Below are 26,898 nucleotides of genomic sequence, written 5' to 3'. Positions count from 1 at the left end.
GATGTGCGCGGCTGGCGGACTATAATCCGGACATGAACAAGCCCATGTCCCGCCGCAGTATCCGTCGCACGGCATTGTGGGTGGCGTTTGCCGCACTGGCGGGCTTCCTGCTGGCCGATCTGACCTGATCCTCGCCCGCGCAGAAGTGCGCAAGGCGTCGCCGGGCAGGCTATGTGCCTGTTTTCTTTGCGTTTTTCCGCCGTCTCGTTTACAATATGCGGTTTCCTCCGGTTGCTTTGCCCGTTTTACGGGTGCTGACCGGCGGGAGATAACCGGGCCTCAACGTGCGCGCAAGCGCTCCAGTGCAGGCCATCGGCGTTTTATTCACATCCGAGAGGTTCGACAATGTACGCGGTCGTAAAAACCGGCGGCAAGCAATACAAGGTTGCTGCTGGCGAAAAACTGAAAGTAGAACAGATACCGGCAGACATTGGCGCAGAAATCACGCTCGACCAGGTGCTCGCAGTGGGCGCCGGCGACCAAATCAAGTTTGGTACGCCGCTGGTGAGCGGGGCTTCCGTCAAAGCTACCGTTATCTCCCAAGGTCGTCACGACAAGGTGAAGATCTTCAAGATGCGCCGTCGCAAGCACTACCAGAAGCGTCAGGGCCATCGTCAGAACTACACCGAGCTGCGCATCGAAGCGATCAACGCCTGATCATTCGAACGTAACCCGGTAAAGCGACAGGAGTAAGTCATGGCACAGAAAAAAGGCGGCGGTTCCACGCGGAACGGCCGTGATTCCGAATCGAAGCGTCTGGGCGTGAAGGTGTTTGGTGGCCAGGCCATCAACGCCGGCGGCATCATCATCCGCCAACGCGGCACCCGTGTTCACGCCGGTGACAACGTGGGCGTGGGCAAGGACCACACCCTGTTTGCACTGGTCGACGGCCACGTGCAATTCGCCGTCAAGGGCCCTGCCAAGAAGCAGCACGTCAGCGTCGTTCCGGCGGCCTGATAACAGCCTTTGCAGCAAGAAGGCCCCGCAATGCTTGCGGGGCTTTTTCATTTCTGGCGACAATGCAAGTTGCCAATGCCGGTCGGTAGCCCGGTCCACCACGGAAACCCAACATGAAGTTCATCGACGAAGCCCGAATCGAAGCCATCGCCGGCAACGGCGGCAATGGCAGCGCCTCGTTCCGGCGCGAGAAGTTTGTGCCCTTCGGTGGTCCGGATGGCGGCGACGGTGGCCGGGGCGGCAGCGTGTTCGCCATCGCGGACCGCAATATCAATACGCTGATCGACTTCCGCTACGCCAAGAAGCACGTGGCAAAGAACGGCGAGAATGGCCGTGGCTCCGACTGCTATGGCGCGGCTGGCGACGACATCACGCTGCGCATGCCGGTCGGCACGCTGATTACCGACATGGACACCGGCGAGCTGGTCGCCGACCTGACCGAGCACGGCCAGAAGGTCTGCCTGGCCGAGGGCGGCATGGGCGGCTGGGGCAACCTGCATTTCAAGTCCAGTACCAACCGTGCGCCGCGCCAGCAGGTGGACGGCAAGCCCGGCGAGCGCCGCATGCTCAAGCTGGAGCTCAAGGTGCTGGCCGACGTCGGCCTGCTGGGCATGCCCAACGCGGGCAAGTCGACGTTCATCTCGCATATCTCGAACGCGCGCCCGAAGGTGGCGGACTACCCGTTCACCACGCTGCACCCGAACCTGGGCGTGGTGCGCGTCGACCACGAACAGTCGTTCGTGGTGGCGGACATCCCCGGCCTGATCGAAGGCGCGGCAGAGGGTGCGGGACTCGGCCACCAGTTCCTGCGCCACCTGCAGCGCACCGGTCTGCTGCTGCATATCGTCGACCTGGCGCCGTTCGATGAAGCGGTGGACCCGGTGGCGGAAGCCAAGGCCATCGTCAACGAGCTGAAGAAGTACGACGAAACGCTCTACGAGAAGCCGCGCTGGCTCGTGCTGAACAAGCTCGACATGGTGCCCGAGGAAGAGCGCCTCGCGCGTGCGAAGGATTTCATCAAGCGCTACAAGTGGAAGGGCCCGGTCTTCCAGATCTCGGCACTCACCGGCGAAGGCTGCCGCGAGCTGATCTACGCGATCAAGGACCACCTGGCCGCGATCAAGGCCGAAGAGGCCGCCGCGCTGGCCGAGCCCGACATCCGGCTCGACGAGCGCCTGCACAACGTCGACCAGGAAGGTCACGAGCAGTAAGCCAGCTTTTCTCCCTCGCCCATGCGGGGCGAGGGATCACCATTGGGGATGCCAAGAAAGCCCCCGGAGACAGGATTTCTCGCCATGCAATCGGTCATTGCCCAGGCAAAACGTATCGTCGTGAAGGTCGGGTCCAGCCTGGTCACCAACGACGGCAAGGGATTGGACTACGACGCCATCGCGCGCTGGGCCGCGCAGATCGCCAAGCTGCGCACGGTCGGCAAGGAGGTGGTGCTGGTCAGCTCCGGTGCCATTGCCGAGGGCATGCAGCGCCTGGGCTGGGTACGCCGTCCGAAGGAAATCCACGAACTGCAGGCCGCCGCCGCCGTCGGCCAGATGGGCCTGGCGCAGGTTTATGAAAGCCAGTTCGGCCGCTACGGCATCCGTACCGCGCAGGTGCTGCTCACCCACGCCGACCTGGCCGACCGCGAGCGCTACCTGAACGCACGTTCCACGCTGCTGACGCTGCTGTCGCTGGGCGTGGTGCCCATCATCAACGAGAACGACACCGTGGTTACCGACGAAATCAAGTTCGGCGACAACGACACGCTCGGCGCGCTGGTGACCAACCTGATCGAAGGCGATGCGCTGGTCATCCTGACCGACCAGCGTGGGCTCTACACCGCCGATCCGCGCAAGGACCCGAACGCGGAGTTCGTGGACGAGGCGCTGGCCGGCACCCCCGAGCTGGAAGCCATGGCGGGCGGCGCCGGCACGTCCATCGGCCGCGGCGGCATGCTGACCAAGATCCTGGCGGCCAAGCGCGCGGCCAAGTCCGGCGCACATACCACCATCGCCTCCGGCCGCGAGGCCAACGTGCTGGAACGCCTGGCCGCGGGCGAGGCCATCGGCACGCAGCTGCTGGCGCCGACCGGCCGCCTGACCGCGCGCAAGCAGTGGATGGCGGATCACTTGCAGCTGCGCGGCCGCGTGGTCATCGATGCCGGCGCCGTGGAAAAGCTGACCAGCGGCGGCAAGTCGCTGCTGCCGATCGGCGTGGTCGAAGTGCAGGGTGAATTCGCGCGCGGCGAGGTGATTGCCTGTGTCGGCGCAGACGGGCGCGAAGTGGCGCGCGGCATCACCAACTATTCGAGCGCCGAGGCGCGGCTGATTGCGCGCAAGCCGTCGTCGGAGATCGAGACCGTGCTGGGTCACCTGAACGAGCCCGAACTGATCCACCGGGACAACCTCGTGCTGGTCTGAACCTGACGTAAAGGCAAAGGTGCAAAAGAGAAGGGCGATGCCTCGGCATCGCCCTTGTTGCTTTCAGCGCGCCACGGCTCAGCGACTCGGAGCGTGGTCCTTCAGGTCGCGAACCATCGCTTCCGGCGTGCCGGCCACCGTGCGTCCCTCGCAGAAGAAATCGGTCGCCAGCGTGGCCGCGTAGGCGTTGCGGGCCGAAGTCTGCATGCGGATCCAGCTGTCACGCGAATCGCCTCGGTTAAGCTCCCACTCCTTCGCGCCAACCGGCAGCGTCGCGTAGATCCTGCGCTCGAAGGCATCGCAGCGCAGGCCTTCGAAGTTCACGTTGCGTGCGCCGGTAGCGCTGCTGATCACGACCGTGAAGCGCACCACCTTGTCGTTGCCGACCGACACCGACTTGCTGTCCACCTGGAACGTCAGGTTGCCGGAGCCATTGACCGAAAACGGGATCAGGTTGGCATCCTGCGGCAGCGCCGGCAGGATGGCCTCTTCCTCCTTGAAGGTCTTCGGCTCGAACGGGTTGATCCACTTGGATTCTTCCTCTGGCATTTCCTTGCCGGTGGTCTTGCAGCCCGCCAGCGCCAGGCAGGCAGCGGCAAGCAGCAGGCCGGCAGCCGTCAGGCCGCCGCGGCGGCCCGGGCCGGTAACACGATTCATCAGGACTCCGTGGGGTTGGAAGCCGGCTCGGCCGGCAAAACTGCTTCGCCATCTGCTGCCGCAGGCGCTACCGGCGCCGCCGGTGTAACTGCCTGTGGCGGTCGGCGCTGCGACAGGGCCGGCGGCTGGCCCGGCTGCTGGGCGTACCGCTGCCCGCTGCCATGGCGGCCATGATGCACGCCGTATGGGCTGAGCGGCACGCGGGGATTCCGGTTCAGGAAGCGCGACAGCTCGGTCAGCGCCAGCTGGTAGACATCGCGCTTGAACTCGATCACCGCATCCAGCGGCACCCAGTAGTCGCTCCACCGCCAGGCGTCGAACTCGGGGTGGTCAGTGGCGCGCAGGTGGACGTCACAGTCCCTGCCTGCCATGCGCAGCAGGAACCAGATCTGTTTCTGGCCCCTGTAATGGCCGCGGATCTCGCGGCGGATGAACTTGTCCGGCACCTCATAGCGCAACCAGTCGCGCGTGCGACCGACGATCCTGACGTGCTCCGGTAGCAGGCCGATCTCCTCATGCAGTTCGCGGTACATGGCCTGTTCCGGCGTTTCGCCGTACTTGATGCCGCCTTGCGGAAACTGCCAGGAATGCTCGCCGATTCGCTTGCCCCAGAAAACCTCGTTTCGTGCGTTGATGAGGATGATGCCGACGTTCGGGCGAAAGCCTTCACGATCGAGCATGACTGCACCTCGAATCCTTTAGAATTATGTTGATTATAAAGGATGCGCGCGGCCCGGCTCAGGCGGGGTGCTGCTGGTTTTCCCCGAGCGGGAAGGGCAGTTTCAGGCAGTTTCCGGCGCGTTCCAGACGGTCTTGCGCGGCATGGCTGCCGCATATTCACCGGGATCTCCCGGTTTCCAGAGAAAACATTCGGATGAAAGCCTCGCAATTCTTCATTTCCACCCTCAAGGAAGCCCCCGCCGACGCGGAAATCGTGTCGCACAAGCTGATGATGCGCGCGGGCATGATCAAGAAGCTCGGCGCCGGCATCTACAGCTACATGCCGGTGGGTCTGCGCACGATCCGCAAGGTGGAAAACATCGTCCGCGAGGAAATGAACCGCGCCGGCGCCGTTGAGCTGTCCATGCCCGTGATCCAGCCGGCCGAGCTGTGGCAGGAAACCGGCCGCTGGGACAAGATGGGCCCCGAGCTGCTGCGCCTGAAGGACCGCCACGAGCGCGACTTCGCCGTGCAGCCGACGTCCGAGGAAGTCGTGACGGACATCGCCCGCTCCGAAATCCGCAGCTACAAGCAGCTGCCGGTCAATTTCTACCAGATCCAGACCAAGTTCCGCGACGAGCGCCGTCCGCGCTTCGGCATCATGCGCGGCCGTGAATTCACGATGAAGGATGCCTATTCCTTCGACCGCGACACCGAAGGCCTGAAGCAGTCGTACCAGAACATGTACGACGCCTATGTGCGTATTTTCCAGCGCTTCGGCCTGGAATTCCGTGCCGTGGCGGCTGACAACGGCGCCATCGGCGGCTCGGGTTCGCATGAATTCCACGTGATCGCCGACACCGGCGAAGACGCCATCGTCTACTGCCCGACCTCCGACTACGCCGCCAACATGGAGGCCGCCGAGGCGCTGCCGCTGCTGGCCGGGCGCGCCGCACCGGCCCAGGCGCTGGAAAAGACCTTCACCCCGGAAAAGGCCAAGTGCGAGCACGTGGCCGAGTTCCTGGGCATCCCCCTTGAACGCACCGTCAAGTCGATCGTGCTGGCCAAGGATACGGACGCCGGCGCCGAAATCTGGCTGCTGCTGATCCGCGGCGACCATGAGCTGAACGAGGTCAAGGCCTCGAAGGTGCCCGGCCTGGCCGATTTCCGCTTCGCCACCGAGAACGAGATCGTCGACGCCTTCGGCTCGCCCCCGGGCTACCTGGGCCCGATCGACATGAAAAAGCCGGTCAAGGTCGTGGCCGACCGCACCGTCGCCAACATGAGCGACTTCTGCTGCGGCGCCAACTACCGCGACTACCACTACACCGGCGTCAACTGGGGCCGCGACCTGCCCGAGCCCGTCGTGGCCGACCTGCGCAACGTGGTTGCCGGCGATGCGTCGCCGGACGGCAAGGGCACGCTGGAAATCTGCCGCGGCATCGAGGTGGGCCACGTGTTCATGCTGGGCACGCGCTATTCCGAGTCCATGAATGCCACCTTCCTGGATGAGAACGGCAAGACCCAGCCGATGCAGATGGGCTGCTACGGCATCGGCGTCACCCGTATCCTGGGCGCCGCCATCGAGCAGAACTTCGACGAGCGCGGCATCATCTGGCCCGCTGCCATCGCCCCGTTCGAGGTGGTGGTGTGTCCGGTCGGCTATGACCGCTCCGAAGCCGTCAAGGCCGAGGCCGACCACATCCACGCCGAGCTGCTGGCTGCCGGCGTTGACGTCATCCTGGACGACCGCGGCGAGCGCCCGGGCGTGATGTTCGCCGACTGGGAACTGATTGGCGTACCGCACCGCGTAGTGGTGGGCGACCGCGGCCTGAAGGAAGGCAAGGTCGAATACCAGGGCCGCCGCGACGCCCAGGCGACCCAGGTGGCGGTGGCCGACGCGGTCGGCCATGTACGCAGCCAGCTCGGCAAGTAAGCCCATGCGCGCGGCCCGTCTGGTTCGCACGGCCGGCAGCCTGCTGCTGGCCCTGGCCGCCGCTGCCGCACAGGCCGGCGCGCAGAAGGAAGAAGACCTGGCCGATTCGGTGCGCGGCGCGCTGGCGGCAGCCATTGCCGACTCGCGCCCGGTGCGTCCCGTCTTTGCCACGGGCGGCGAGCGCCTGGCCTACCTGAAGTGGCTCGGCGAGATGTCGCACCGGCTCGAAGGCCGCATCCCCGAGCCGCAGATGCGCGTGGAGCTGATCGAAACCGCGTACTACGAAGCCAAGCGCGCCGGGCTGGAGCCCGCGCTGGTGCTGGGCCTGGTGCAGGTGGAAAGCAATTTCCGCAAGTACGCCATGAGTTCGGTCGGTGCCCGCGGGCTGATGCAGGTGATGCCGTTCTGGACTCGCACCATCGGCGACAACGACCCGCGCAAGCTGTTCCACCTGCAGAGCAACCTGCGCTACGGCTGCACCATCTTGCGCCACTACCTGGACCGCGAGCAGGGTGACCTGTTCCTGGCGCTGGGGCGCTACAACGGCAGCCGCGGCCGCCCGGAATACCCGAACGCGGTGCTGGCGGCGTGGAAGCGCTGGCAGTATTCGGAGGCCACGGTGACCATGGCGGGAGATCCGGAGAACGCCCCGACCCGTCCGCGCAAGCTGCTGCCCGAGGCACCAGCACGCAACCCGTTCTCGCCGCAGCGCCTGGCCAATCCGTCATGACCACCGACACGCGCCCGGCCGTGGGCTCGCCGGGCTACGCCACCTCGTCGCCGGAGCTCGAACGCTGGCTGGCGCGACATATCGCCGAGGGCTTCGGTGCCGAGTCGCTGGTGCTGTCCATGCTGCGTTCCGGCTACGACGCCGCGTTCGCGCGCACCGCCGTGGCCACGGCCATGGGGCACCGGCCGGCTGCAGCGCCTGCCACGCCTGCAGCGACCCGGGCCCCCGTTGCCAGTCCGGCGAAGCGCCAGGCGCCGGGCGAGGTGCCAGTGCTGTTCTCGCTGCAGGCACCCGCCATCCGCCTGTACCACCAGTTGCTCAGCGATGCCGAGTGCGATGCACTGGTCGACCTCGCGCGCGGCCGGCTGGCGCGGTCGCCGGTGGTCAACCCCGATACCGGCGACGAGAACCTGATCGACGCGCGCACCAGCATGGGCGCGATGTTCCAGGTCGGCGAACATGCGCTGCTCGAACGCATCGAGACCCGCATCGCCACGGTGACCGGCGTGCCCGCCGACCACGGAGAGGGCCTGCAGATCCTCAACTACAAGCCCGGCGGCGAATACCAGCCCCATTTCGATTTCTTCAACCCGAAGCGCCCCGGCGAGGCGCGCCAGCTCCGCGTGGGCGGCCAGCGCATCGCCACGCTGGTGATCTACCTGAACACGCCGCAGGCGGGCGGCGCCACTGCATTCCCGCGCATCGGCCTGGAGGTGGCCCCGGTCAAGGGCAACGCCGTCTACTTCAGCTACCTGCTGCCTGATGGCACGCTGGACGAGCGCACCCTGCACGCCGGCCTGCCCGTGCAAGCCGGCGAGAAATGGATCGCCACCAAGTGGCTGCGCGAGCACCCGTACCGCGCGGTCGGGTAGCGACTGGCCCGCCTTCCCACGTCATCCCGTCACGGCAGAATTCCGGCAAACTGTACCGGTACTGTACCGTTTGCTGTGACTAGACTGGCAGCATTCCCTTTGCATCCTGCGGTGTGCCTGCCATGGCCTTTCCTGACCTTGTCGCCGGTTCCGGCGTCTTTCTTGCGTTTTCCGCGTTCGCGCTGGTGTCTTCTATCACGCCCGGCCCCAACAACACCATGGTGCTGGCTTCGGGCGTGAACTTCGGCTTCGCGCGGACGATTCCGCATCTGCTCGGCATCAGCAGCGGGTTTGCGCTGATGGTGGCTCTTGTCGGTCTCGGCCTCGGTTCCATGTTCTCGCACTGGCCGTGGACCTGGCAGGTGCTGCGCGTGGTGGCCGGCGTCTACCTGGTCTGGCTGGCGTGGAAGCTTGCCACCTCAGGCGGCGTGCAGGACAAACAGGTCGCGTGGCCGATGGGCTTCCTGCAGGCGGCGGCGTTCCAGTGGGTCAACCCGAAGGCGTGGGTAATGGCGGTGGGCGCGTGCAGCACCTATGTGCTGCACGGCAATGTGTGGCTGAACGTGGTGCTGATGGCCGGCATCTTTGCCGTCATCAACCTGCCCAGCGTGGCAATGTGGGCCGTGTTCGGTTCGGCCCTGCGCCGCTGGCTGGCGCAGCCGCGGGTGCTGCGCGTGTTCAATGTGGGAATGGCGTTGCTGCTGCTGGCGTCGTTGTGGCCGATCCTGGGGGCGCACCACGCCGGCTGACGGCGCTTACATCAGCGCCCGAATCGTCCCCAGATTCCGCCAATACCCCTTCGCATCCATCCCGCAGCCAAACACATACCGATCCGGCACCTGGAACCCGCAGAAGTCCGGGTGCATCGGCTTGATCTTGGTGAGCGTCTTCTCGCACAGCACGGCGGCGTGGCATTCCTTCGCGCCCATGGCCAGGATGCGCTCGCGGATCGCCGCCATGGTCTCGCCTTCGTCCAGGATGTCGTCGAGCACCAGCACCACGCGGTCCTTGACCGACTCACGCGGCGCCACGCGCCACTGCATCTCGCCGCCCACGGTCTTGTTGTTGTAGCGGGACAGGTGGATGTAATCGAATTCCAGCGGGAACTGCAGCTTGGGCAGCAGCATGCCGGTGAAGACCACCGCGCCGCCCATCACGGACAGCACCAGCGGGAAGGCATCGCCCATCTTGTCGGTGATTTCCTTCGCCATGCGGTCCAGCGAAGCCTGGACTTCTTCCGCGCTGACGATTTCCTCGGAGTTGGCCCACAGTTCGCGGGCCTGTTCAGCGGTCATCATGGTGTCTATCCTGTTCTTGTCTCTTTGCGGGGGAAGAAGGGGGAGGGCAGGATCAGCGGTTGAACAGGCCCTTCATGCCGCCCTTCATTGCACCCATCTGGCGCATCATCTTCATCATGCCGCCGCCTTTGAGCTTCTTCATCATGCCTTGCATCTGGTCGAACTGGTTCAGCAGGCGGTTCACTTCCTGCACCGGCACGCCCGCGCCCGCGGCAATGCGGCGCTTGCGGCTGGCCTTGATCAGCTCGGGCTTGGCGCGCTCGGCCGGCGTCATGCTGTTGATGATGCCTTCCATACGGGCCACCTGCTTTTCGGCCTGGTCCATGTTGGCGCCCTGCGCCTGCTGCGCGAACTGCGCCGGCAGCTTGTCCACCAGGCTGCCCAGGCCGCCCATCTTCTTCATCTGGCCGATCTGGGCCTTGAAGTCTTCCAGGTCGAAGCCGCCGGTCTTCTTGATCTTCTTGGCCAGCTTCTCGGCGGCGTCCATGTCCACGCCGCGCTGGGCTTCCTCGACCAGCGCGAGGATGTCGCCCATGCCCAGGATACGCTGGGCCATGCGGTCGGGGTAGAACGGCTCCAGGCCGTCGAGCTTTTCGCCGACACCGACGAACTTGATCGGACGGCCGGTGATATGGCGCACCGACAGCGCGGCACCGCCACGCGCATCGCCGTCCAGCTTGGTCAGCACCACGCCGGTCAGCGGCAGGGTGTCATTGAAGGCCTTGGCGGTATTGACCGCATCCTGGCCGAGCATGGCGTCAACCACGAACAGCGTCTCGGCCGGCTTCAGCTCGGCGTGCAGCGCGGCGATTTCCTGCATCATCGCCTCGTCGATACCCAGGCGGCCCGCGGTATCGACGATCAGCACGTCGTGGTAATGCTTGCGCGCCCAGTCCACTGCCGCGCGGGCGATGTCCACCGGCTTCTGGTCGGGCTGGGACGGGAAGAACTCGGCGCCGACCTGTTCGGACACTGTCTTCAGCTGGGCGATAGCGGCCGGGCGGTACACGTCGCACGAGACCGTCAGCACTTTTTTCTTCTTGTTCTCTTTGAGCCACTTGGCCAGCTTGCCGACAGTGGTCGTCTTGCCGGCGCCCTGCAGGCCGGCCATCAGGATGATGGCGGGGGGCTGCACGGCCAGGTTCAGCTCGGCGCTCCTGGCACCGGTGACTGCTTCCTCGCCGCCGATCACGGCGGTCAGCTCGCGCTGGACCACGCCGACCAGGGCCTGGCCCGGGGTCAGGCTGCTGACCACGTCCTCGCCCATCGCCTTTTCCTTGACGCGGGCGATGAAGTCGCGCACGACCGGCAGGGCCACGTCGGCTTCGAGCATGGCCAGGCGCACTTCGCGCAGCATTTCGGCGGTATTGGCCTCGGTCAGGCGGGCCTCGCCGCGCATGGTCTTGACGACCCGCGCCAGGCGTTGAGTGAGATTGTCCAGCATGGCAGAAATGGGGGAGAAAAGGGCTCTGTTGCCGCCTGTGTTACCGCGTTACGCGTCCGCCACCGGCAGTGGGCACTAAGGTAAACTGCGCAAATGGTCATTGTACTGTATGCCCTGACGGCACTTCTCTATTGCGGCCTGGCCTGGCACGGCTGGGCGACGCGCAATCCGCGGCTTGCCGCCGCCGGTGGTCACGCCGGTGGCGCGACGTCGGCTGTGCTGACGGCCAATGGCGGGCCCGCGGGCGCCGCAGCGGCGCGCGGCGACACGCAGCCGGCCTGGTGGCACCTGCTGATGGCAGGCGTGCTGGCCAGCCACGGCATGCTGCTGCACGAGACCATCTTCCCGGCCGATCGCATGGTATTCGGCTTTGCCTTTGCGCTGTCGGCCATGCTGTGGCTGGGCGTGGGCATCTACTGGATCGAAAGCTTCTTCTTCTCGCTGGCCGGACTGGGCCTGATCGTGATCCCGGTGGCGCTCGTTGCCAGCCTGATGCCGCTGGCCTTCCCGGGCTCGCAGATCCTGGGCTATGCCGCGCAGCCGCTGTTCAAGCTGCACTTCATCATTGCCAACGTGGCCTACGGCCTGTTCACGCTGGCGGCCTTCCACGCCTTCCTCATGCTGCTGGCCGAACGCCGCCTGCATGGTTTCAAGCATGCGCCGTCGCGCCCGGGCAATGGCAACGGCAAGGCCAAGGCGCCGGCCGAGCAGTGGCTAGGCCGCTGGCTGGACCTGCTGCCGCCGCTGCTGACGCTGGAAAAGCTGCTGTTCCGCCTGATCGGCGCGGGCTTCGTGCTGCTGACGCTGACCATCGCCTCCGGCCTGCTGTTCTCCGAGGAACTGTTCGGCCGGGCCTTCCGGCTCGATCACAAGACCGTGTTTGCGCTGATCTCGTGGCTGATGTTCGGCGGCATCCTGGCCGGGCGGCACTTCCGCGGCTGGCGCGGCCGCGTGGCGCTGCGCTGGGTGATTGCCTCATTCGGCATCCTGCTGCTGGCCTATGTCGGCAGCCGCTTCGTGATCGAAGTGATCCTGCACCGGCTCTGAGATCGCCATGGCAAGAATCCTTATCCTGCTGGCCGTGGTGCTGGGGGTCTTCTGGTGGCTGCGGTCCCGTGCCGAAGCGCAGCGTGAAGAAGCTGCCCGCGCGACCCGCCCTACGCCCGCTTCCCGTGACAACGAGGCCGAGGCCATGGTCCAGTGCGCCCACTGCGGCGTTCACCTGCCGCGGAGCGAGGCCATTGCCTGGCGCGGCCTGCACTACTGCCGGCGCAGCCACCTGCCCGAAGACAGCGGCGACCGCACATGATCACGGCGCGGCCGACGAACCTGGCCCGGCACGCCGCGTGGCACGGCTTCGCGCAACTGTGGCGGCAGCCCGAGCCGCCTGATTTCCACTGGCGCCTGCTGCGCTATTTCTGCTGGACCCGGGTGGCCGTGGGGCTGCTGCTGCTGGCTTACACCATCATGCAACGCAGCGCCGAGCCGCACGGCGTGTCGCTCGCGCTGCCGTTCCAGCTGGCCTTGCCTGACCACAAGACGGCGGCCATGCAGCTGGCCATGCCCTACCTGGGCATCGCGCTGGCCATGCTGGCCGGCACGCTGTGGCGCCGCCGCTTCCACCTGCGCGTGCGGCTGCAGGTGCTGGCCGACCTGGCCATGCTCGGCCTGATCTACGAGACGCTCGGCCGCAACGGCCATGCCGACGGCCTCGCCATGATCTTCCTGCTGCCGGCGCTGGAAGCCGGCGCGCTCGCCAGCCTGCTGTTCGCGCTGTTCGCGGCCTCGGTCTCGGCGCTGGTGGTGATGGCGCACCCGTTCATGCAGACCATCCTGCTGCGCCAGGCGGACGCCGGCCTGCTCGGCTCGGGCCTGTACGGGCTGGTCTTCATGATCGCGGCGCTGCTGATGTATATGCTGGCGTACCGCCAGGTGGCGCAGGAAAAGCTGGCGCTCGCGCGCGAGCAGGAGTTGCGCCTGCAGCAGCTTGTCAACCGGCTGATGGTCAACGACATGCAGGACGGCGTGATGCTGGTGCGTGCCAACGGCATGGTGGTGGCGGCCAACCCCGCCGCCGTGGTGCTGCTGGGCGTGCAGCCGCATGAACGCGTCTATTCGCGCCGCACCCGGGAAGGCGAAGGCGAGGGCGCCGAGGGTGGCCAGGCCGCGGTGTTCGATCTGCGCCGCATTCCGCGCCTGCAGCCGCTCATGGAAATGCTGCGCGACTGGCTGCGCAGCAAGGACGACGTGCCGCGCATCCTGCAACTGCTGCCCATCGTCTCGCGCCCTGCGCCGCCCGGCGGCGGCAATCTGCACACGCGGCTGCGCCTGCGCTTCGTGCTGCCGGGCCTGGCCGGGCTGCGCAACACCATTGCCAGCACGACCACCATGCCGTCCAGCCTCGACACCGCCGCGTGGAATGAACTGACGCCCGAGGCCGCAGCGCGCCTGCGCCTGGCCATTGCCCAGCAGGAAGCCATGGCCTGGTCGCCCGATGACGAGGCGCTGCTGCGCAGCGAGATGCGCGACACCGTGCTGGTCCATATCGAAAGCTGGGAGCGCATTGCCGAGCAGGTCCAGCAGGAAAAGCTCGCCGCCATGGGCCGGCTGGTGGCCAGCGTGGCCCACCAGATCCGCAATCCGCTGGCGGCCATCAGCCAGGCCAGCGAGCTGCTTGGCGACGGCGTACGCATGGGCGACGGCGGCGGCGTGGAATCGGACGTCGATGCACGCCTGCTGCGCATCATCCATGACAACGTGCGCCGGCTGGACCAGGTCGTGTCTGACGTGCTGCAGCTTTCGCGCCGCCCGCGCACCGGCCGCAGCACCGTGCAGCTCGCGCAGGCGCTGCCCGAGATCGTCGACCGCTGGCGCCTGGAGATGCGCTCGCGGCTGCCGCGCGCCGGCGACACGCGCCAGCCGGGCCGCGGCGAGATCAACCCCAACGCGATCCGGCTCACGGTGGACGTGGCGCAGCCGGTCATCTTCGACGCCTCGCAGCTCCAGCAGGTGCTGGGCAACCTGTTCGATAACGCCTGGCGCTACTGCAGCCGCCTGCCGGGCGCCATCCGCCTGCTCGCCCACGCGCTGGACCAGCACCACGCCGAGCTGATCGTCTGGAACGACGGCACCGAGATTCCGCGCGAACACCAGCGCAGCCTGTTCGAGCCGTTCTTCACCAGCAATGCGCAGGGCACCGGGCTGGGCCTGTTCATGGCGCGCGAACTGTGCGGCGCCAATGATGCGCAGGTCCGCTACGGAACTATCGCACTCGACGACCTGCTCGCCCGTACCGGCCTGCTGGCTACCCCGCGCGATACACTGCCCGCCAAGGCCTTCGTGCTGACGCTGCGCATCGACACCGGCGACGCGGCCCTGGCCGACGCGCAGATCCATTGAACTTCCGCACCCGACACGCTGCTCCATGCCACCCAGAACGCCCGGCCTAGATCCCATCCTCGTCATCGACGACGAGGCAGACCTGCGCGAGCTGCTCGACATCTCCATCCGCCGCATGGGGCATGACGTGGTGCTGGCCGGCTCGCTGGCCGAAGCGCGCGAGAAGCTTTCGCAGCGCCGCTACAGTCTGGTGCTGACCGACATGCGCCTGGGCGATGGCCTGGGCATCGAGATCGTGCGGCAGCTTTCCGCCGCGCCGGAACGCGTGCCCGTGGCCGTCATCACCGCCTACGGCAGCGCGGACAACGCCGTGGAGGCGCTCAAGGCCGGCGCGTTCGACTACATCGCCAAGCCGGTGTCGCTCGACCAGTTGCGCAGCCTGGTGCTGAATGCGCTGGGCCGGCAGCAGCGTGAAGACCAGGACAACGCCGCCAGTGCCGAAGCCGCGCAGGCCGCCGACCGCGCCGCCGCGCTACTGCCCGGGCACTCGCCGGCCATGCAGGAAGTGCGCCGCTCGCTCTCGCGGCTGGCGCGCAGCATGGCACCGGTGGTGATCAGCGGCGAATCGGGCAGCGGCAAGGAGCGCGCCGCGCGCGCCATCCACGCCACCAGCACGCGTGCCGCGCATCCGTTCGTGGCGGTGAACTGCGGTGCCATCCCCGAAAACCTGATGGAGTCCGAGTTCTTCGGCCACGTCAAAGGCGCGTTCACCGGCGCCGACGCCGAGCGCGGTGGCTTCTTCCAGGCCGCCAACGGCGGCACGCTGCTGCTCGACGAGGTGGCTGACCTGCCGCTGGCCATGCAGGTCAAGCTGCTGCGCGCGCTGCAGGAACGCCGCGTGCGCAAGATCGGCGCCAGCCGCGAAGATGCCGTCGATGTACGCGTGATGTGTGCCAGCCACAAGGACCTGGCCGCCATGGTCTCCGCGGGCCAGTTCCGCCAGGACTTGTACTATCGGCTCAACGTGCTGGAACTGCGCATGCCGACGCTGCGCGAGCGCGCCGAAGATATCCCCGTACTGGCCCGCGCCATCCTCGAACACCTGGCCGTGCGCTACGGCGACCCGCGCCCGCGCCGCCTGTCGCAGGCCGCGCTGGAGCGGCTGGTGGCCTATCCGTTCCCGGGCAATGTGCGCGAGCTGGAAAACCTGCTCGAACGCGCCTATGCGTTTGCCGAGGCGGAGGACATCCAGCTGGCCGACCTGGGCCCGCTCGACACCAATATGGAACGGGCGGCGATCCGCCCGGCGCCGTCGCCGCTGACCCCATACACGCCGTGGGCCGGCATGATGCCCGCCGAACCCGCGCCGATTCCCGTATCCGCGCCGCTGACGGCGGCCGCACCGGAACCGGAAGCCGTTGCCGTGGCAGCCGACCTGCCTGATCCCGCCGAGCGCGCGTGCCGCGGCGTGGTGTTCCCCGTCGATCTGCCCGCCAGGCTCGAAGACGTGGAGCGCGAGATCATCCTGCAGGCGCTTGCCCAGACCGGCTTCAACCGTACCGCCGCGGCACCGCTGCTGGGCCTGAACCTGCGCCAGCTTCGCTACCGTATCCAGCAACTCGGTATCCGTGACGGGCGTGACGAACGCGATGAAGGGGAGGGCGCGGCATGACGGCCCGGGCTTCCGCCCCCGTCCCTGCCAGCTTCCTGCCTGACGCCGAAGGCTGGGTGCCGGCCGCGCGCCGCGTGCCATCACCCAACTTCGACGAGCGGCCCGCAGGCATGCCGGTCGACCTGGTGGTGCTGCACAACATCAGCCTGCCGCCGGGCCAGTTCGGCAGCGGTGACATTGAGGCCTTCTTCCAGAACCGGCTCGATCCCGACCGCCACCCATTCTTCGCCACGATCCACCAGGTGCAGGTATCCGCCCACTTCCTGGTCCGGCGCGATGGCGAACTCGTGCAGTTCGTCCCGTGCGGCAAGCGCGCCTGGCACGCGGGCCTGTCCGACTTCTTCGGCCGCGGCCGCTGCAACGACTTCTCGGTCGGCATCGAGATCGAAGGCGCCGACGACCAGCCGTTCACCGCCGCCCAGTACGCCACCACCGCCACGCTGGTAAAGGCACTGCGCGCCACTTTGCCGGTGCAGGCGATTGCCGGCCACAGCGACATCGCGCCGGGCCGCAAGACCGACCCCGGACCGCACTTCGACTGGGACCGTTTCGCGCGTCTCGCCGACGTTCCGCAAAACCTGTTACCCTACCGCCCCTCGCACAGTTGAGGTGCCTGTCGGGGCTGCCAAGCGGCTGCCACGGCACCATGTCGGCGCGATGTCACATGCCAATTCCCCACGCTCGTGTGGGGCTATCGGACGCGCCGCTCGGATAAAAAAAATTTCCAAAAAATGTGCGTTTGCGAACGACTTGGCGCGATCCCTTGTCGTAGCGCGGTTCCCGGGAATGTGGCGCTGCCGCACATGTCATCCGGGTGTCGCAACCACGCTTGTCAAGACTGGTCATCCGGAATTCTTTCACTATACTTAGCCAAGTTTTCCGCAGTGACCACTATATCTAGTAGTTCAACCGGGGAGCTGGTCAAGCAGTGAGGGGTGCTGTCGCAGACGTGGCGATAGTGGTTGAAACCCTGATGTGGGGCCGGCGCATCACAAGAGTCCCTGGCGAAATGTTTAGCAAAAGGCAGTCAGTCCCGCCGCCTCCCAAGCGTGGCAGGACACTTTCGCAGCCCATTTCGCCAGGGACTCTTTTGTCTCTTAAAACAGGCTAAAAAGACAGGAGTTCTTATGCAGACGGCCCAGAACGAAATCACCACGGGCGCAGCGGGCGCCGCCGGTATTGCAGGTACCGCGCAACAGGCCCCCGCCGCCCAAGCCGGCACGACGAACTACCAGGATTACAAGATCATCCGCCGTAACGGCGCCGTGGTGGCGTTCGAGCCGACCAAGATCAACGTCGCCATGACCAAGGCCTTCCTCGCGGTGAACGGCGGGCAGGGCGCCGCTTCCGCACGCGTGCGCGAGATCGTCGAGCAACTGACGCATGCCGTCGTGCGCGCGCTGGTGCGCAGCCGCCCGAGCGGTGGCGCCATCCATATCGAGGACGTGCAGGACCACGTCGAGCTGGCCCTGATGCGCTCGGGCGAGCATGAAGTGGCCCGTTCCTACGTGCTGTACCGCGAGAAGCGCGCCCAGGAGCGCGCCAGCGCGAGCGCGCAGGCCGTAGCCCGCGTGCAGGAAGCCGGCATCCAGTTCAACGTGACCGACGGCGGCGTGACCAAGCCGCTGGATATCGTCGCGCTGCACGACCTGCTCGACACCGCCTGCGCCGGCCTGGGCAAGACCGTGAGCGCCGAGCCGATCCTGAAGGAAACGCTCAAGAACCTGTACGAAGGCGTGCCGATGACGCAGGTGTACGACTCCGCCATCCTGGCCGCGCGTACCCTGATCGAAAAGGACCCGGACTACAGCCAGGTCACCGCCCGTATCCTGCTGCACACCATCCGCAAGGAAATCCTGGGTGCCGAAGTGACGCAGGCCGAGATGACCACGCGTTACGCCGAGTACTTCCCCAAGTTCATCGCCCGCGGTATCGCCGCCGAGCTGCTGGACGAAAAGCTGGCCACCTTCGACCTGGCCCGCCTGGGCGCCGCGCTGGACGCCGGCCGCGACTTCCAGTTCAACTACCTGGGCCTGCAGACGCTGTATGACCGCTACTTCCTGCACATCGACGAGACTCGCATCGAGATGCCGCAGGCATTCTTCATGCGCGTCGCCATGGGCCTGGCCCTCAACGAAACCGACCGCGAAGCGCGCGCCATCGAGTTTTACCAGCTGCTGTCGTCGTTCGACTTCATGTCGTCCACGCCGACCCTGTTCAACTCGGGCACCCAGCGCTCGCAGCTGTCGTCGTGCTACCTGACCACCGTCTCGGACGACCTGGAAGGCATCTACGAAGCGCTCAAGGAAAACGCGCTGCTGTCCAAGTTCGCCGGCGGCCTGGGCAATGACTGGACCAACGTGCGCGCGCTCGGCTCGCACATCAAGGGCACCAACGGCAAGTCGCAGGGCGTGGTCCCGTTCCTGAAGGTGGTGAACGACACCGCCGTGGCCGTGAACCAGGGTGGCAAGCGCAAGGGCGCCGTCTGCGCCTACCTGGAAACGTGGCACCTGGACATCGAAGAATTCCTGGAACTGCGCAAGAACACCGGCGACGACCGCCGCCGCACCCACGACATGAACACGGCCAACTGGATTCCGGACCTGTTCATGAAGCGCGTGATGGAAAACGGCGAATGGACGCTGTTCTCGCCGTCCACCTGCCCGGACCTGCACGACAAGGTCGGCAAGGCGTTCGAGCAGGCCTACCTGGGCTACGAAGCCAAGGCCGCCAACGGCGAACTGAAGCTGTTCAAGAAGGTCCCGGCCATGCAGCTCTGGCGCAAGATGCTGGGCATGCTGTTCGAAACCGGCCACCCGTGGATCACCTTCAAGGATCCTTGCAACATCCGCAGCCCGCAGCAGCACGTCGGCGTCGTCCACAGCTCCAATCTGTGCACGGAAATCACGCTGAACACCAACGACAGCGAAATCGCCGTGTGCAACCTGGGTTCGGTGAACCTGGTGGCCCACCTGGCCAAGCAGGCTGACGGCTCGTACGTGCTCGACCACGCCAAGCTGCAGAAGACCATCCGCACCGCCATGCGGATGCTGGATAACGTCATCGACATCAACTACTACGCTGTCGAGAAGGCCCGCAACTCCAACCTGCGCCACCGTCCGGTCGGCATGGGCATCATGGGCTTCCAGGACTGCCTGCACGTGCTGCGCACGCCGTACGCCAGCGACGCCGCGGTGAAGTTCGCCGACACCTCGATGGAAGCCGTGTGCTACTACGCCTACCAGGCCTCCACCGAGCTGGCCGAAGAGCGTGGCCGCTACGAGACCTACACCGGCTCGCTGTGGGACCGCGGCATCCTGCCGCAGGACTCGCTCAAGCTGCTGGCCGAAGAGCGCGGCGGCTACCTGGACGTGGACATGTCCAGCAGCATGGACTGGAGCGGCCTGCGTGCCCGCATCAAGCAGCACGGCATGCGCAACTCGAACTGCATCGCGATCGCGCCGACCGCCACGATCTCGAACATCATCGGCGTGTCTGCGTGCATCGAGCCGACGTTCCAGAACCTGTACGTCAAGTCGAACCTGTCGGGCGAGTTCACCGTGGTCAATGACTACCTGGTGCGCGACCTGAAGGAACGCGGCCTGTGGGACGAAGTGATGGTTGCCGACCTGAAGTACTTCGATGGCTCGCTATCGCGCATCGACCGCATTCCGCAAGACTTGCGCGACATCTACGCCACGGCGTTCGAAGTCGAGCCGACCTGGCTGGTGGAAGCCGCCAGCCGCCGCCAGAAGTGGATCGACCAGGCCCAGTCCCTGAACATCTACATGGCCGGCGCCTCTGGCAAGAAGCTGGACGACACCTACAAGCAAGCCTGGCTGCGCGGTCTGAAGACCACGTATTACCTGCGCACGATGGCTGCCACGCACGTGGAGAAGTCCACCGTGTCGCGTGGTTCGCTGAACGCGGTGTCGTCGGGCAGTGATGGTGGTTCGGCACTGGATGCCGCGGCGGCTTCGGCTCCGGCCATGCCGGAAGCGGAAGGCGCGGTTTGCACGATGCGCCCGGGTGATCCTGGGTTTGAAGAGTGCGAGGCTTGCCAGTAACACGCGACTGAGGAGTGCGAAGGCCGTAACCCTTCCACTCCGTCGTTCCCGCGCAGGCGGGAACCCAGCGTCTTTAAAAAGTCACTGGGCTCCCGCCTGCGCGGGAGCGACAACATTGAGAATTCCACGGAGAACAACATCATGCTGAGCTGGGACGACGACGTTCAAGCCACCCCGCAGGCCGCACCGCAGCCTGCTCTGCAACCCGCTGCATCGGCTGCCACCGCTGACCAGCAAGGCGTCCTGCCGTCGAGCGCCACGCAAGCCGGCATCCTGGGCAACAACCCCAACGCCGCCGCCGCGCAAAGCAACCGCCGCGTCAACGCCGCCGACAAGCGCGTCATCAACGGCTCGACCGACGTCAACCAGCTCGTCCCGTTCAAGTACAAGTGGGCGTGGGAAAAGTACCTGGCCGGCTGCGCCAACCACTGGATGCCGCAGGAAATCAACATGTCCCGCGACATCGCCCTGTGGAAAGACCCCAACGGCCTGACCGAGGACGAGCGCCGCATCATCAAGCGCAACCTGGGCTTCTTCGTCACCGCCGACTCGCTGGCCGCCAACAACATCGTGCTGGGCACCTACCGCCAGATCACCGCGCCGGAATGCCGCCAGTACCTGCTGCGCCAGGCCTTTGAAGAGGCCATCCACACGCACGCCTACCAGTACATCGTTGAATCGCTGGGCCTGAACGAAGCCGAGATCTTCAACGCGTACCACGAGGTGCAGTCGATCCGCGACAAGGACGAGTTCCTGATCCCGTTCATCGACACGCTGACCGACCCGTCGTTCAAGACCGGCACGCCGGAAAACGACCAGAAGCTGCTGAAGTCGCTGATCGTGTTTGCTTGCATCATGGAAGGTCTGTTCTTCTATGTGGGCTTCACGCAGATCCTGGCGATGGGGCGGCAGAACAAGATGACTGGGGCGGCGGAGCAGTATCAGTACATCCTGCGGGATGAGTCGCTGCACTGCAATTTTGGGATTGATTTGATTAATCAGATCAAGCTGGAGAATCCGCATCTTTGGACGGCGGAGTTCAAGGCTGAGATTACGGAGTTGTTCAAGAAGGCTGTTGATCTTGAATATCGCTACGCTGAGGACACGATGCCGCGTGGCGTGCTGGGACTGAATGCGCCGATGTTTAAGTCGTATTTGCGGTTTATCTGCAATCGTCGGTGCCAGCAGATTGGGTTGGATCAGCTGTTCCCGAATGAGGAGAATCCGTTCCCGTGGATGAGCGAGATGATTGATCTGAAGAAGGAGCGGAACTTCTTTGAGACTCGGGTTATTGAGTATCAGACGGGTGGGGCGTTGAGCTGGGATTGATGGGTGGTGGTTGTGGTTTTTGTGTCAATTCCGAGTTTTGACGAAGGGGAGGCCGAATGAGGCCTCTTTTTTTGTCTTGCTCCGAAATCTAATACAACTTTCGGGCCAATCTTGCCCGTGGCGCCAGTCAGGTGGTGCCTGCCATGGCGCGTGAGTTGCGGGTACTGGTGGCATAGCAACTACACGCTGGAAGGCAATCGAGTGTTCGATAGCCAAAGTGGGCGAGGGGCGACCAAGAACGGCGAATCACTCAGCGCTTCCTCCGGGGATCACGATTAAGGGAAGCAAGTGTTCCCGCAAACGGGCGAAGGCATGCTCACGTCGGTACGCGGTGCCTCAGCCGGACGTTGCGAGCGACGCTCGTCGGCGCAACCAGGGATGTCAATGTCGTTTCACGACAGTTCCGCTGTGCGAAACCGGAATTGTCGGATTCGTCAGACGGTGACACTGTTAGAGCCAGTCGACACGCAACGGCACTTCCGACATGGCACCCCCACTCGACCAGCCCGGCAATTCCCCGAATCCCTATCCGAGCACGACGGCATGCCGCGGCCCGCTCGCGGGTGTCCGCATCCTCGACATGGCGAGTGTCGTCGCCGGACCTTTCTTCGCGACGCTGTGCGGTGTGGCGCCATGAGTGCGGAAGTCGTCAAGCTCGAACTGCCGGACGGCAGCGATCCGCTGCGCAGCCTCGCGCGGCTGACCGTACTGCGCCTGACCGGCGAATTCTCCGGATACGAACCGCCCGCGCCGCGCAGGGGCCCGGCAGCCGGCGAGCACAACGCCGATTTCTACGCGGAACTCGCGATCGACGAGGAGGAGCCGGCGCGGCTCTCGCAAGCCGGCGTGGTCTGACCCGGGCAGGTCTGCCGGGCGGGAAAGAAAAACACAAGGAAGGAGACAAGGCATGTCTGGAAGCGTGGCAAAGAAGTTCATGGCCGGCATGACGCTGGCGCTTGCTGTCCTGGGTGCGCATGCGGAGACGTATCCGTCGCGGCCCATCACCATCGTCGTGACCTTCCAGGCTGGCGGCTTGCTTGATGCGCACATGCGCGGCACGGCGCGGCTCGCGGAGAAGGAGCTGGGACAATCGATCGTCGTCGACAACCGGCCCGGCGGCATGTCGATGATCGGCGCGCGGGCGGTGGCGAATGCGGCGCCGGACGGCTACACGCTGCTGCAGGCGAGCCAGAATCTGTTGCGCGTGCCGTACCTGATGAAGGCCAAGCTCGATCCGGTCGGCGATTTCACTTACGTTGTCGGACTGGCGGACGCAGAGCATGTGATCGCCGTGCCAGCCACCTCGCCGTGGCATTCGCTCAAGGACATGATCGACGCGGCGCGAGCGAAGCCGGGCGCGTTTTCGTACGGGTCGACCGGCATGGGCGGTACCGCGCATCTGGCGATGACCGAACTCACCCGCCAGGCCGGCGTGCGTATGGTGCACGTGCCGTTCAAGGGCGCGCCGGATGCCACCGTCAGCCTGCTCAATACGGGCGGCATCGACGCTGCCTGTATGCCGTATTCGGAAGCCGCCAAGCTCGGCGGCAAGGCCCGTATCCTGAGCGTACTCGGCACGCAGCGCATGAAGCTTGATCCGAGCGTACCGACTGCCATCGAAGCCGGATACCAGGTCACCGCGCCGTCCTATATCGGCATTGTCGGACCAAAGGGCATGGACCCCGCAGTTGTCGAGCGGATCCACAGCGCCTTCCGCAAGGCGATGCAGAGCCCCGAATACGAGGCGCTGACTAGCCGCCTTGGGATGTATGTGCTCTACCGGTCGGGTTCGGACTACCGCCAGTGGGCGCAGGCGCGCACGCCGGTGGAAAAGCAACTGGTGCAGACGGCCGGTTTGTCCGTGAACGAGTGACGGCGGCTCGACAAGGCGCGCAGCCACGCCGGTCGTGATAAGCCCGGCAATCCCTCTCAAAGCGATGAAAGACATGACCGTGACCCACAACACCCTTCCTCTCTTCGAGACGCTTCGATTCGCCGTAGACGACGGCATTGCCACCATCACGCTGTATCGGCCGGAGAAGATGAATGCGTTCAATCCGCAAATGGCCGACGAACTGATTGCTGCCTTCGACGCGGTGGACGCCGACGACAATGTGCGTGCCGTGATCGTGACCGGCGATGGCCGGGCATTCTGCGCGGGCGCCGACCTTTCTTCCGGCGGTGCCACGTTCGACTACGAGACGCGCTACAGCACCGCGCGCGATACCGTCAAGCGCGACAACGGCGGCCGAGTCACGCTGCGTATTTTCCGCTGCCTGAAGCCGGTGATTGCTGCCGTGAACGGTGCGGCGGTCGGCATCGGCGCCACGATGCAGTTGCCGATGGATATCCGCATGGCTTCCACCGATGCCAGGTTCGGCTTTGTGTTCACGCGCCGTGGCATCACGCCCGAGGCCGCCTCGTCGTGGTTTCTGCCGCGAGCGGTGGGCATCTCGACGGCGCTCGAATGGTGCTACTCCGGGCGCGTGTTCGGCGCGCAGGAGGCGCTGGATCGAGGCCTCGTGCGATCCCTGCATGCGCCCGAAGACCTGCTTCCCGCTGCTTACGCCATTGCGCGCGAGATTGCCGATAGCGCCGCGCCGGTCTCGATCGCCCTGACGCGCCAGATGATCTGGCGCATGGCCGGCGCCCCGCACCCCATGGAGGCGCATCAGCTCGACAGCCGCGCTATTCAGTCGCGCGGCAAGTCCGCCGACGCGAAGGAAGGTATCGCAAGCTTCTTTGACAAGCGTCCGGCGCGCTTCCCGAACCGCGTGTCGGACGAAATGCCCGACTTCTTCGACTGGCGTGGCGAGCCCGACTTCGAGTAAGCACATCGTCGCCGCGCATCCTGATTTCGCCATGAACATGTCCACTTCCCGTCCCCTGCACGGATTGCGCGTTGTCGAATTCGGGCAGTACATCGCAGTCCCTGCGGCTGCCCAGGTGCTCGCCGACCTCGGCGCCGACGTGATCAAGGTCGAGCCGCCGGGCGGCGACGCGAGTCGTCATGCCGGCTGGTCGGCCGACGACTGCGGCCCGATGTTCTGCGCGTTCAACCGTGGCAAGCAATCGGTTGTACTCGACCTGCGCAATGCGGCCGACGTAGCAGCCGCGCGCGAACTGGCGCTGTCGGCCGACATCGTGCTGCAGAACGCGCGTCCCGGCGTCATGGAGAAATTCGGCCTTGGCGCCGAACAGTTGCGCGCCGTTCAGCCGCGACTGATCTACGCGTCGGTCAACGGCTTCGGCGATGCCGGCGCGGATGCCACGCGCCCGGGGCTGGACGTCGCGGCGCAGGCAGAGAGCGGCATCATGGCCCTGAACGGCGACGCGCACGCGGACCCGACGCGCGTTGGCTTCACGGTGGTCGACATGATGGCGGCGCGCACGCTGTCCACCGCAGCGCTGGCGGCGCTCGTGCAGCGCGGCATCGGCGGAAACGGTGCGCACATCCGGATCTCGCTGATTGACGTTGCGCTGGATATGCTCGCCCACCCCTGGGCCGAGTACCAGCTCACGGGGGAGGTGCCGTCGCGCTGCGGCAACGGGCAGGCCACGATGGCGCCGGCCGCCGACGTGCTCGACACCGGGGACGGCAAGCTCGTGGTGTCGGCCTATGTCCAGGATCACTTCGCCCGGCTCTGCAATTGCCTGGACCGCCCCGACATGCCGGCCGATCCGCGCTTTTGCGACAACACGGCGCGAGTGGCCAACCGGTCGGCGCTGCGTGCGGCGCTGACCGAGGCGCTCGCCGGCATGAGTGCCGACGCCGCGTGCGCGAAGCTCACCAGGGCCGGCGTGGTTTGCGGCGTGGTGCGCGACGTCGACGGCGCGCTGGAGCACGCCCGCGCGAACATGCCAGAACGCCTCGTCACCGCGACGACGCCCGACGAGCGCGAGCTGTGCTTTCCCGCGTTGCCGATCAGCATCGATCAGATGCCGAGGCAGGGCGGCGCACTGCCGGCGCTGGGCGAGCACACGGCGTCGGTTATTGCATCGCTGGCAAAGGCTTGCAGCAAAGCTGCCTGAACGGTCCCTTCCATTCGATACTCCAATCCCGAGACACATCATGGTCCTTCCGGCGCTCCTTCAAGGCCGCCTTGCTGTTCCAGTCGTTGGGTCGCCGCAGTTTCTGGCTTCGACTCCGGACGTCGTCCTCGGTCCGGTCGATCTGCCGCAGGCATGCGCGGCGCCCATGAGCTTTGGTGCTCGCGGCAGTCGCACGAAGACGTGGAAGGACATATGGGGGGCCGGCCTGTCCTGATCCGCGCTAACCAGCTCTCGAACTTAGCATTAGCAAGAAGGAGGCATCTTGGAAGAACGGAACGAATTCCGCCGGCAGACCCGTGCCTGGCTCGAGGCGAACTGCCCGCCGGAAATGCGCGAACCGATGTACAGCGACGCGGACCTGTGCTGGGGCGGCCGCAAGTTCAATTTTACATCCAGCGCGCAGCGCCAGTGGCTCGAGCGCATGGGCGAGCGCGGCTGGACCGTGCCCGAGTGGCCGCGCGAATATGGCGGCGGCGGCCTGACCCGCGACGAGGCGCAAGTGCTGGCCGAGGAAATGGCGGCGCTTGGCTGCCGGCCGCCGATCAAGAGCTTCGGCGTCTCGATGCTTGGCCCGGCGCTGCTCGGGTACGGGACCGAAGCGCAGAAGCGTGAACACCTGCCGCGCATCGCGCGGGGGGAGATCCGCTGGTGCCAGGGCTATTCGGAGCCGAATGCCGGATCCGATCTCGCTTCGCTCCAGACTCGTGCCGAGGATATGGGCGACCATTTTCTCGTCAACGGCCAGAAGGTGTGGACCTCGTACGCCGACAAGGCCGACTGGATCTTCTGCCTGGTACGTACCGACTTCGCGGCGCGCAAGCAATCCGGCATAAGCTTTCTGCTTTTCGACATGACTACGCCCGGCGTGCAGACGCGCCCGATCACGCTGATCTCGGGCAAGTCGCCGTTCTGCGAGACGTTCTTTGACAACGTGCGCGTGGAAAAGTCGAACCTTGTGGGCGAGATGAACGGGGGCTGGGAGATCGCGAAGTACCTCCTGAGCCACGAGCGAGAGATGATCAGCGGCGGCGCGGCGGGTGCGATCGGGGTCGATCGCCCGCTCGGGGCTGCCGCGGCCGAGACAATCGGGCTGAACCCGCTGGGTGAACTGGACGAGCCCATGCTGCGCGCCCAGATCGCCACGTTCGAGATCGACGACCTGGCGTTCGCCGCCCTGCGCCGCCGCGCCTCGGACCTGGCGGGGCAGGGCGAAGGACACCCCGCGTTCTCCTCGGTGCTCAAATACTACGGCGCCGAGCTCAACAAGCGCCGCTACGAACTGCTGATGAGCGCAGGCGGCAGCGAAGCACTCGAATGGGAAGGCGCGCGCAGCGAAGACGGCAAGCTCGCGCGCGGCTGGCTGCGCACGAAAGCCAACTCGATCGAAGGCGGGACCAGCGAGGTGCAACTCAATATCATCGCCAAGCGCCTGCTTGGCATGCCCGGCGCCTGAGTGCGCGGGAGCGGAAA

At 65.8% G+C, this 26,898-nt stretch carries 23 protein-coding genes and 1 pseudogene; 20 read left to right on the top strand and 4 right to left on the bottom strand.

Annotated features, from left to right (window positions below; translation table 11 throughout):
* The first annotated feature begins 345 nt into the window (after positions 1-345).
* The 4 genes from rplU (at position 346) to proB (ending at position 3,371) form a co-directional block, all read left to right on the top strand.
* Positions 346-657, top strand: a complete 312-nt coding sequence (gene rplU / locus LDO29_RS22890) for a 50S ribosomal protein L21 (RefSeq protein WP_011299103.1) — start codon at positions 346-348, stop codon at positions 655-657.
* A gap of 39 nt (positions 658-696) precedes the next feature.
* Positions 697-957 (top strand): 50S ribosomal protein L27, encoded by a 261-nt coding sequence (rpmA, locus tag LDO29_RS22885; RefSeq protein WP_011299102.1) that lies wholly within the window; start codon positions 697-699, stop codon positions 955-957.
* Positions 958-1,070: 113 nt separating this feature from the next.
* Complete coding sequence (obgE, locus tag LDO29_RS22880) at positions 1,071-2,168, top strand: GTPase ObgE (protein WP_224082026.1); 1,098 nt, start codon at positions 1,071-1,073, stop codon at positions 2,166-2,168.
* Positions 2,169-2,252: 84 nt separating this feature from the next.
* The gene (gene proB / locus LDO29_RS22875) at positions 2,253-3,371 is read left to right on the top strand and encodes a glutamate 5-kinase (protein ID WP_224082025.1); all 1,119 of its coding nucleotides are present in this window, start codon (positions 2,253-2,255) and stop codon (positions 3,369-3,371) included.
* 78 nt (positions 3,372-3,449) lie between these two features.
* Here proB and LDO29_RS22870 read toward each other — a convergent pair whose 3' ends face one another.
* Together LDO29_RS22870 and LDO29_RS22865 are read right to left on the bottom strand one after the other, a co-directional pair.
* The gene (locus LDO29_RS22870) at positions 3,450-4,028 is read right to left on the bottom strand and encodes a CNP1-like family protein (RefSeq protein ID WP_224082024.1); all 579 of its coding nucleotides are present in this window, start codon (positions 4,026-4,028) and stop codon (positions 3,450-3,452) included.
* The gene (locus LDO29_RS22865) at positions 4,028-4,708 is read right to left on the bottom strand and encodes an RNA pyrophosphohydrolase (protein WP_224082023.1); all 681 of its coding nucleotides are present in this window, start codon (positions 4,706-4,708) and stop codon (positions 4,028-4,030) included. Before LDO29_RS22865 ends, LDO29_RS22870 begins: the two co-directional genes overlap by 1 nt.
* Before the next feature lie 194 nt (positions 4,709-4,902).
* Between LDO29_RS22865 and LDO29_RS22860 the strand changes: the two genes are divergently transcribed.
* The 4 genes from LDO29_RS22860 to LDO29_RS22845 all read left to right on the top strand — a co-directional run bounded on the left by LDO29_RS22860 (position 4,903) and on the right by LDO29_RS22845 (position 8,975).
* Entirely contained in the window at positions 4,903-6,624 is a 1,722-nt protein-coding gene (locus tag LDO29_RS22860) for a proline--tRNA ligase (RefSeq protein WP_224082022.1), read from the top strand.
* Positions 6,625-6,628: 4 nt separating this feature from the next.
* Positions 6,629-7,354, top strand: coding sequence for a lytic transglycosylase domain-containing protein (locus LDO29_RS22855; RefSeq protein WP_224082021.1), 726 nt, complete (start codon positions 6,629-6,631; stop codon positions 7,352-7,354).
* Positions 7,351-8,226 (top strand): 2OG-Fe(II) oxygenase, encoded by an 876-nt coding sequence (locus LDO29_RS22850; protein WP_224082020.1) that lies wholly within the window; start codon positions 7,351-7,353, stop codon positions 8,224-8,226. The genes LDO29_RS22855 and LDO29_RS22850 overlap by 4 nt, the downstream gene beginning before the upstream one ends.
* Before the next feature lie 122 nt (positions 8,227-8,348).
* A complete protein-coding gene (locus LDO29_RS22845) occupies positions 8,349-8,975 on the top strand; it encodes a LysE family translocator (protein WP_224082019.1) in 627 nt (208 codons plus the stop codon).
* 6 nt (positions 8,976-8,981) lie between these two features.
* Here the strand turns inward: LDO29_RS22845 and LDO29_RS22840 are convergent, their stop codons facing one another.
* Both LDO29_RS22840 and ffh read right to left on the bottom strand, forming a co-directional pair.
* On the bottom strand, positions 8,982-9,524 hold the full coding sequence (locus LDO29_RS22840; protein WP_224082018.1) for a hypoxanthine-guanine phosphoribosyltransferase: 543 nt from the start codon (positions 9,522-9,524) through the stop codon (positions 8,982-8,984).
* A 52-nt stretch (positions 9,525-9,576) separates the two neighbouring features.
* Positions 9,577-10,968, bottom strand: coding sequence for a signal recognition particle protein (gene ffh, locus LDO29_RS22835; RefSeq protein WP_224082017.1), 1,392 nt, complete (start codon positions 10,966-10,968; stop codon positions 9,577-9,579).
* A 93-nt stretch (positions 10,969-11,061) separates the two neighbouring features.
* Here ffh and LDO29_RS22830 point away from each other — a divergent pair, with 93 nt between their 5' ends.
* The 12 genes and pseudogenes from LDO29_RS22830 to LDO29_RS22775 all read left to right on the top strand — a co-directional run bounded on the left by LDO29_RS22830 (position 11,062) and on the right by LDO29_RS22775 (position 26,881).
* Complete coding sequence (locus LDO29_RS22830) at positions 11,062-12,015, top strand: cytochrome C assembly family protein (RefSeq protein WP_224082016.1); 954 nt, start codon at positions 11,062-11,064, stop codon at positions 12,013-12,015.
* A gap of 7 nt (positions 12,016-12,022) precedes the next feature.
* Positions 12,023-12,277: a PP0621 family protein gene (locus LDO29_RS22825; RefSeq protein ID WP_224082015.1), complete on the top strand. Its 255-nt coding sequence runs from the start codon at positions 12,023-12,025 to the stop codon at positions 12,275-12,277.
* Positions 12,274-14,367 (top strand): sensor histidine kinase, encoded by a 2,094-nt coding sequence (locus LDO29_RS22820; protein WP_224082014.1) that lies wholly within the window; start codon positions 12,274-12,276, stop codon positions 14,365-14,367. The genes LDO29_RS22825 and LDO29_RS22820 overlap by 4 nt, the downstream gene beginning before the upstream one ends.
* A gap of 25 nt (positions 14,368-14,392) precedes the next feature.
* Positions 14,393-15,979, top strand: coding sequence for a sigma-54-dependent transcriptional regulator (locus LDO29_RS22815; protein WP_224082013.1), 1,587 nt, complete (start codon positions 14,393-14,395; stop codon positions 15,977-15,979).
* On the top strand, positions 15,976-16,587 hold the full coding sequence (gene ampD / locus LDO29_RS22810; protein WP_224082012.1) for a 1,6-anhydro-N-acetylmuramyl-L-alanine amidase AmpD: 612 nt from the start codon (positions 15,976-15,978) through the stop codon (positions 16,585-16,587). The genes LDO29_RS22815 and ampD overlap by 4 nt, the downstream gene beginning before the upstream one ends.
* 519 nt (positions 16,588-17,106) lie before the next feature.
* Positions 17,107-20,046, top strand: a complete 2,940-nt coding sequence (locus LDO29_RS22805; RefSeq protein ID WP_224082011.1) for a ribonucleoside-diphosphate reductase subunit alpha — start codon at positions 17,107-17,109, stop codon at positions 20,044-20,046.
* Between the two features lie 141 nt (positions 20,047-20,187).
* A complete protein-coding gene (locus tag LDO29_RS22800; protein ID WP_018006273.1) occupies positions 20,188-21,375 on the top strand; it encodes a ribonucleotide-diphosphate reductase subunit beta in 1,188 nt (395 codons plus the stop codon).
* Between the two features lie 484 nt (positions 21,376-21,859).
* Positions 21,860-22,071 (top strand): annotated as a pseudogene (locus tag LDO29_RS28235) (CoA transferase); the annotation flags it as partial.
* Between the two features lie 211 nt (positions 22,072-22,282).
* The gene (locus LDO29_RS22790; RefSeq protein WP_224082010.1) at positions 22,283-23,248 is read left to right on the top strand and encodes a tripartite tricarboxylate transporter substrate binding protein; all 966 of its coding nucleotides are present in this window, start codon (positions 22,283-22,285) and stop codon (positions 23,246-23,248) included.
* 73 nt (positions 23,249-23,321) lie between these two features.
* Complete coding sequence (locus LDO29_RS22785) at positions 23,322-24,206, top strand: crotonase/enoyl-CoA hydratase family protein (RefSeq protein WP_396022707.1); 885 nt, start codon at positions 23,322-23,324, stop codon at positions 24,204-24,206.
* Between the two features lie 31 nt (positions 24,207-24,237).
* Complete coding sequence (locus tag LDO29_RS22780) at positions 24,238-25,407, top strand: CaiB/BaiF CoA transferase family protein (protein WP_318035527.1); 1,170 nt, start codon at positions 24,238-24,240, stop codon at positions 25,405-25,407.
* 283 nt (positions 25,408-25,690) lie between these two features.
* Positions 25,691-26,881: an acyl-CoA dehydrogenase family protein gene (locus LDO29_RS22775; protein ID WP_224082009.1), complete on the top strand. Its 1,191-nt coding sequence runs from the start codon at positions 25,691-25,693 to the stop codon at positions 26,879-26,881.
* Positions 26,882-26,898: the final 17 nt, after the last annotated feature.

The sequence above is a fragment of the Cupriavidus laharis genome (assembly GCF_914271435.1).
GTDB lineage: Bacteria > Pseudomonadota > Gammaproteobacteria > Burkholderiales > Burkholderiaceae > Cupriavidus > Cupriavidus laharis.
Note: the sequence above shows the minus strand (reverse complement) of the source record. Positions and strands in the feature narration are given on the sequence as shown.

Coding starts and splice junctions, on each gene's coding strand:
- LDO29_RS22825 (WP_224082015.1), top strand. CDS start 12,023: ATGGCAAGAATCCTTATCCTGCTGGCCGTGGTGCTGGGGGTCTTCTGG.
- rplU (WP_011299103.1), top strand. CDS start 346: ATGTACGCGGTCGTAAAAACCGGCGGCAAGCAATACAAGGTTGCTGCT.
- LDO29_RS22850 (WP_224082020.1), top strand. CDS start 7,351: ATGACCACCGACACGCGCCCGGCCGTGGGCTCGCCGGGCTACGCCACC.
- LDO29_RS22815 (WP_224082013.1), top strand. CDS start 14,393: ATGCCACCCAGAACGCCCGGCCTAGATCCCATCCTCGTCATCGACGAC.
- proB (WP_224082025.1), top strand. CDS start 2,253: ATGCAATCGGTCATTGCCCAGGCAAAACGTATCGTCGTGAAGGTCGGG.
- ffh (WP_224082017.1), bottom strand. CDS start 10,968: ATGCTGGACAATCTCACTCAACGCCTGGCGCGGGTCGTCAAGACCATG.
- LDO29_RS22865 (WP_224082023.1), bottom strand. CDS start 4,708: ATGCTCGATCGTGAAGGCTTTCGCCCGAACGTCGGCATCATCCTCATC.
- rpmA (WP_011299102.1), top strand. CDS start 697: ATGGCACAGAAAAAAGGCGGCGGTTCCACGCGGAACGGCCGTGATTCC.
- LDO29_RS22860 (WP_224082022.1), top strand. CDS start 4,903: ATGAAAGCCTCGCAATTCTTCATTTCCACCCTCAAGGAAGCCCCCGCC.
- LDO29_RS22805 (WP_224082011.1), top strand. CDS start 17,107: ATGCAGACGGCCCAGAACGAAATCACCACGGGCGCAGCGGGCGCCGCC.
- LDO29_RS22790 (WP_224082010.1), top strand. CDS start 22,283: ATGTCTGGAAGCGTGGCAAAGAAGTTCATGGCCGGCATGACGCTGGCG.
- LDO29_RS22780 (WP_318035527.1), top strand. CDS start 24,238: ATGAACATGTCCACTTCCCGTCCCCTGCACGGATTGCGCGTTGTCGAA.
- LDO29_RS22855 (WP_224082021.1), top strand. CDS start 6,629: ATGCGCGCGGCCCGTCTGGTTCGCACGGCCGGCAGCCTGCTGCTGGCC.
- LDO29_RS22845 (WP_224082019.1), top strand. CDS start 8,349: ATGGCCTTTCCTGACCTTGTCGCCGGTTCCGGCGTCTTTCTTGCGTTT.
- LDO29_RS22800 (WP_018006273.1), top strand. CDS start 20,188: ATGCTGAGCTGGGACGACGACGTTCAAGCCACCCCGCAGGCCGCACCG.
- LDO29_RS22870 (WP_224082024.1), bottom strand. CDS start 4,028: ATGAATCGTGTTACCGGCCCGGGCCGCCGCGGCGGCCTGACGGCTGCC.
- LDO29_RS22820 (WP_224082014.1), top strand. CDS start 12,274: ATGATCACGGCGCGGCCGACGAACCTGGCCCGGCACGCCGCGTGGCAC.
- LDO29_RS22840 (WP_224082018.1), bottom strand. CDS start 9,524: ATGATGACCGCTGAACAGGCCCGCGAACTGTGGGCCAACTCCGAGGAA.
- ampD (WP_224082012.1), top strand. CDS start 15,976: ATGACGGCCCGGGCTTCCGCCCCCGTCCCTGCCAGCTTCCTGCCTGAC.
- LDO29_RS22830 (WP_224082016.1), top strand. CDS start 11,062: ATGGTCATTGTACTGTATGCCCTGACGGCACTTCTCTATTGCGGCCTG.
- LDO29_RS22785 (WP_396022707.1), top strand. CDS start 23,322: ATGACCGTGACCCACAACACCCTTCCTCTCTTCGAGACGCTTCGATTC.
- obgE (WP_224082026.1), top strand. CDS start 1,071: ATGAAGTTCATCGACGAAGCCCGAATCGAAGCCATCGCCGGCAACGGC.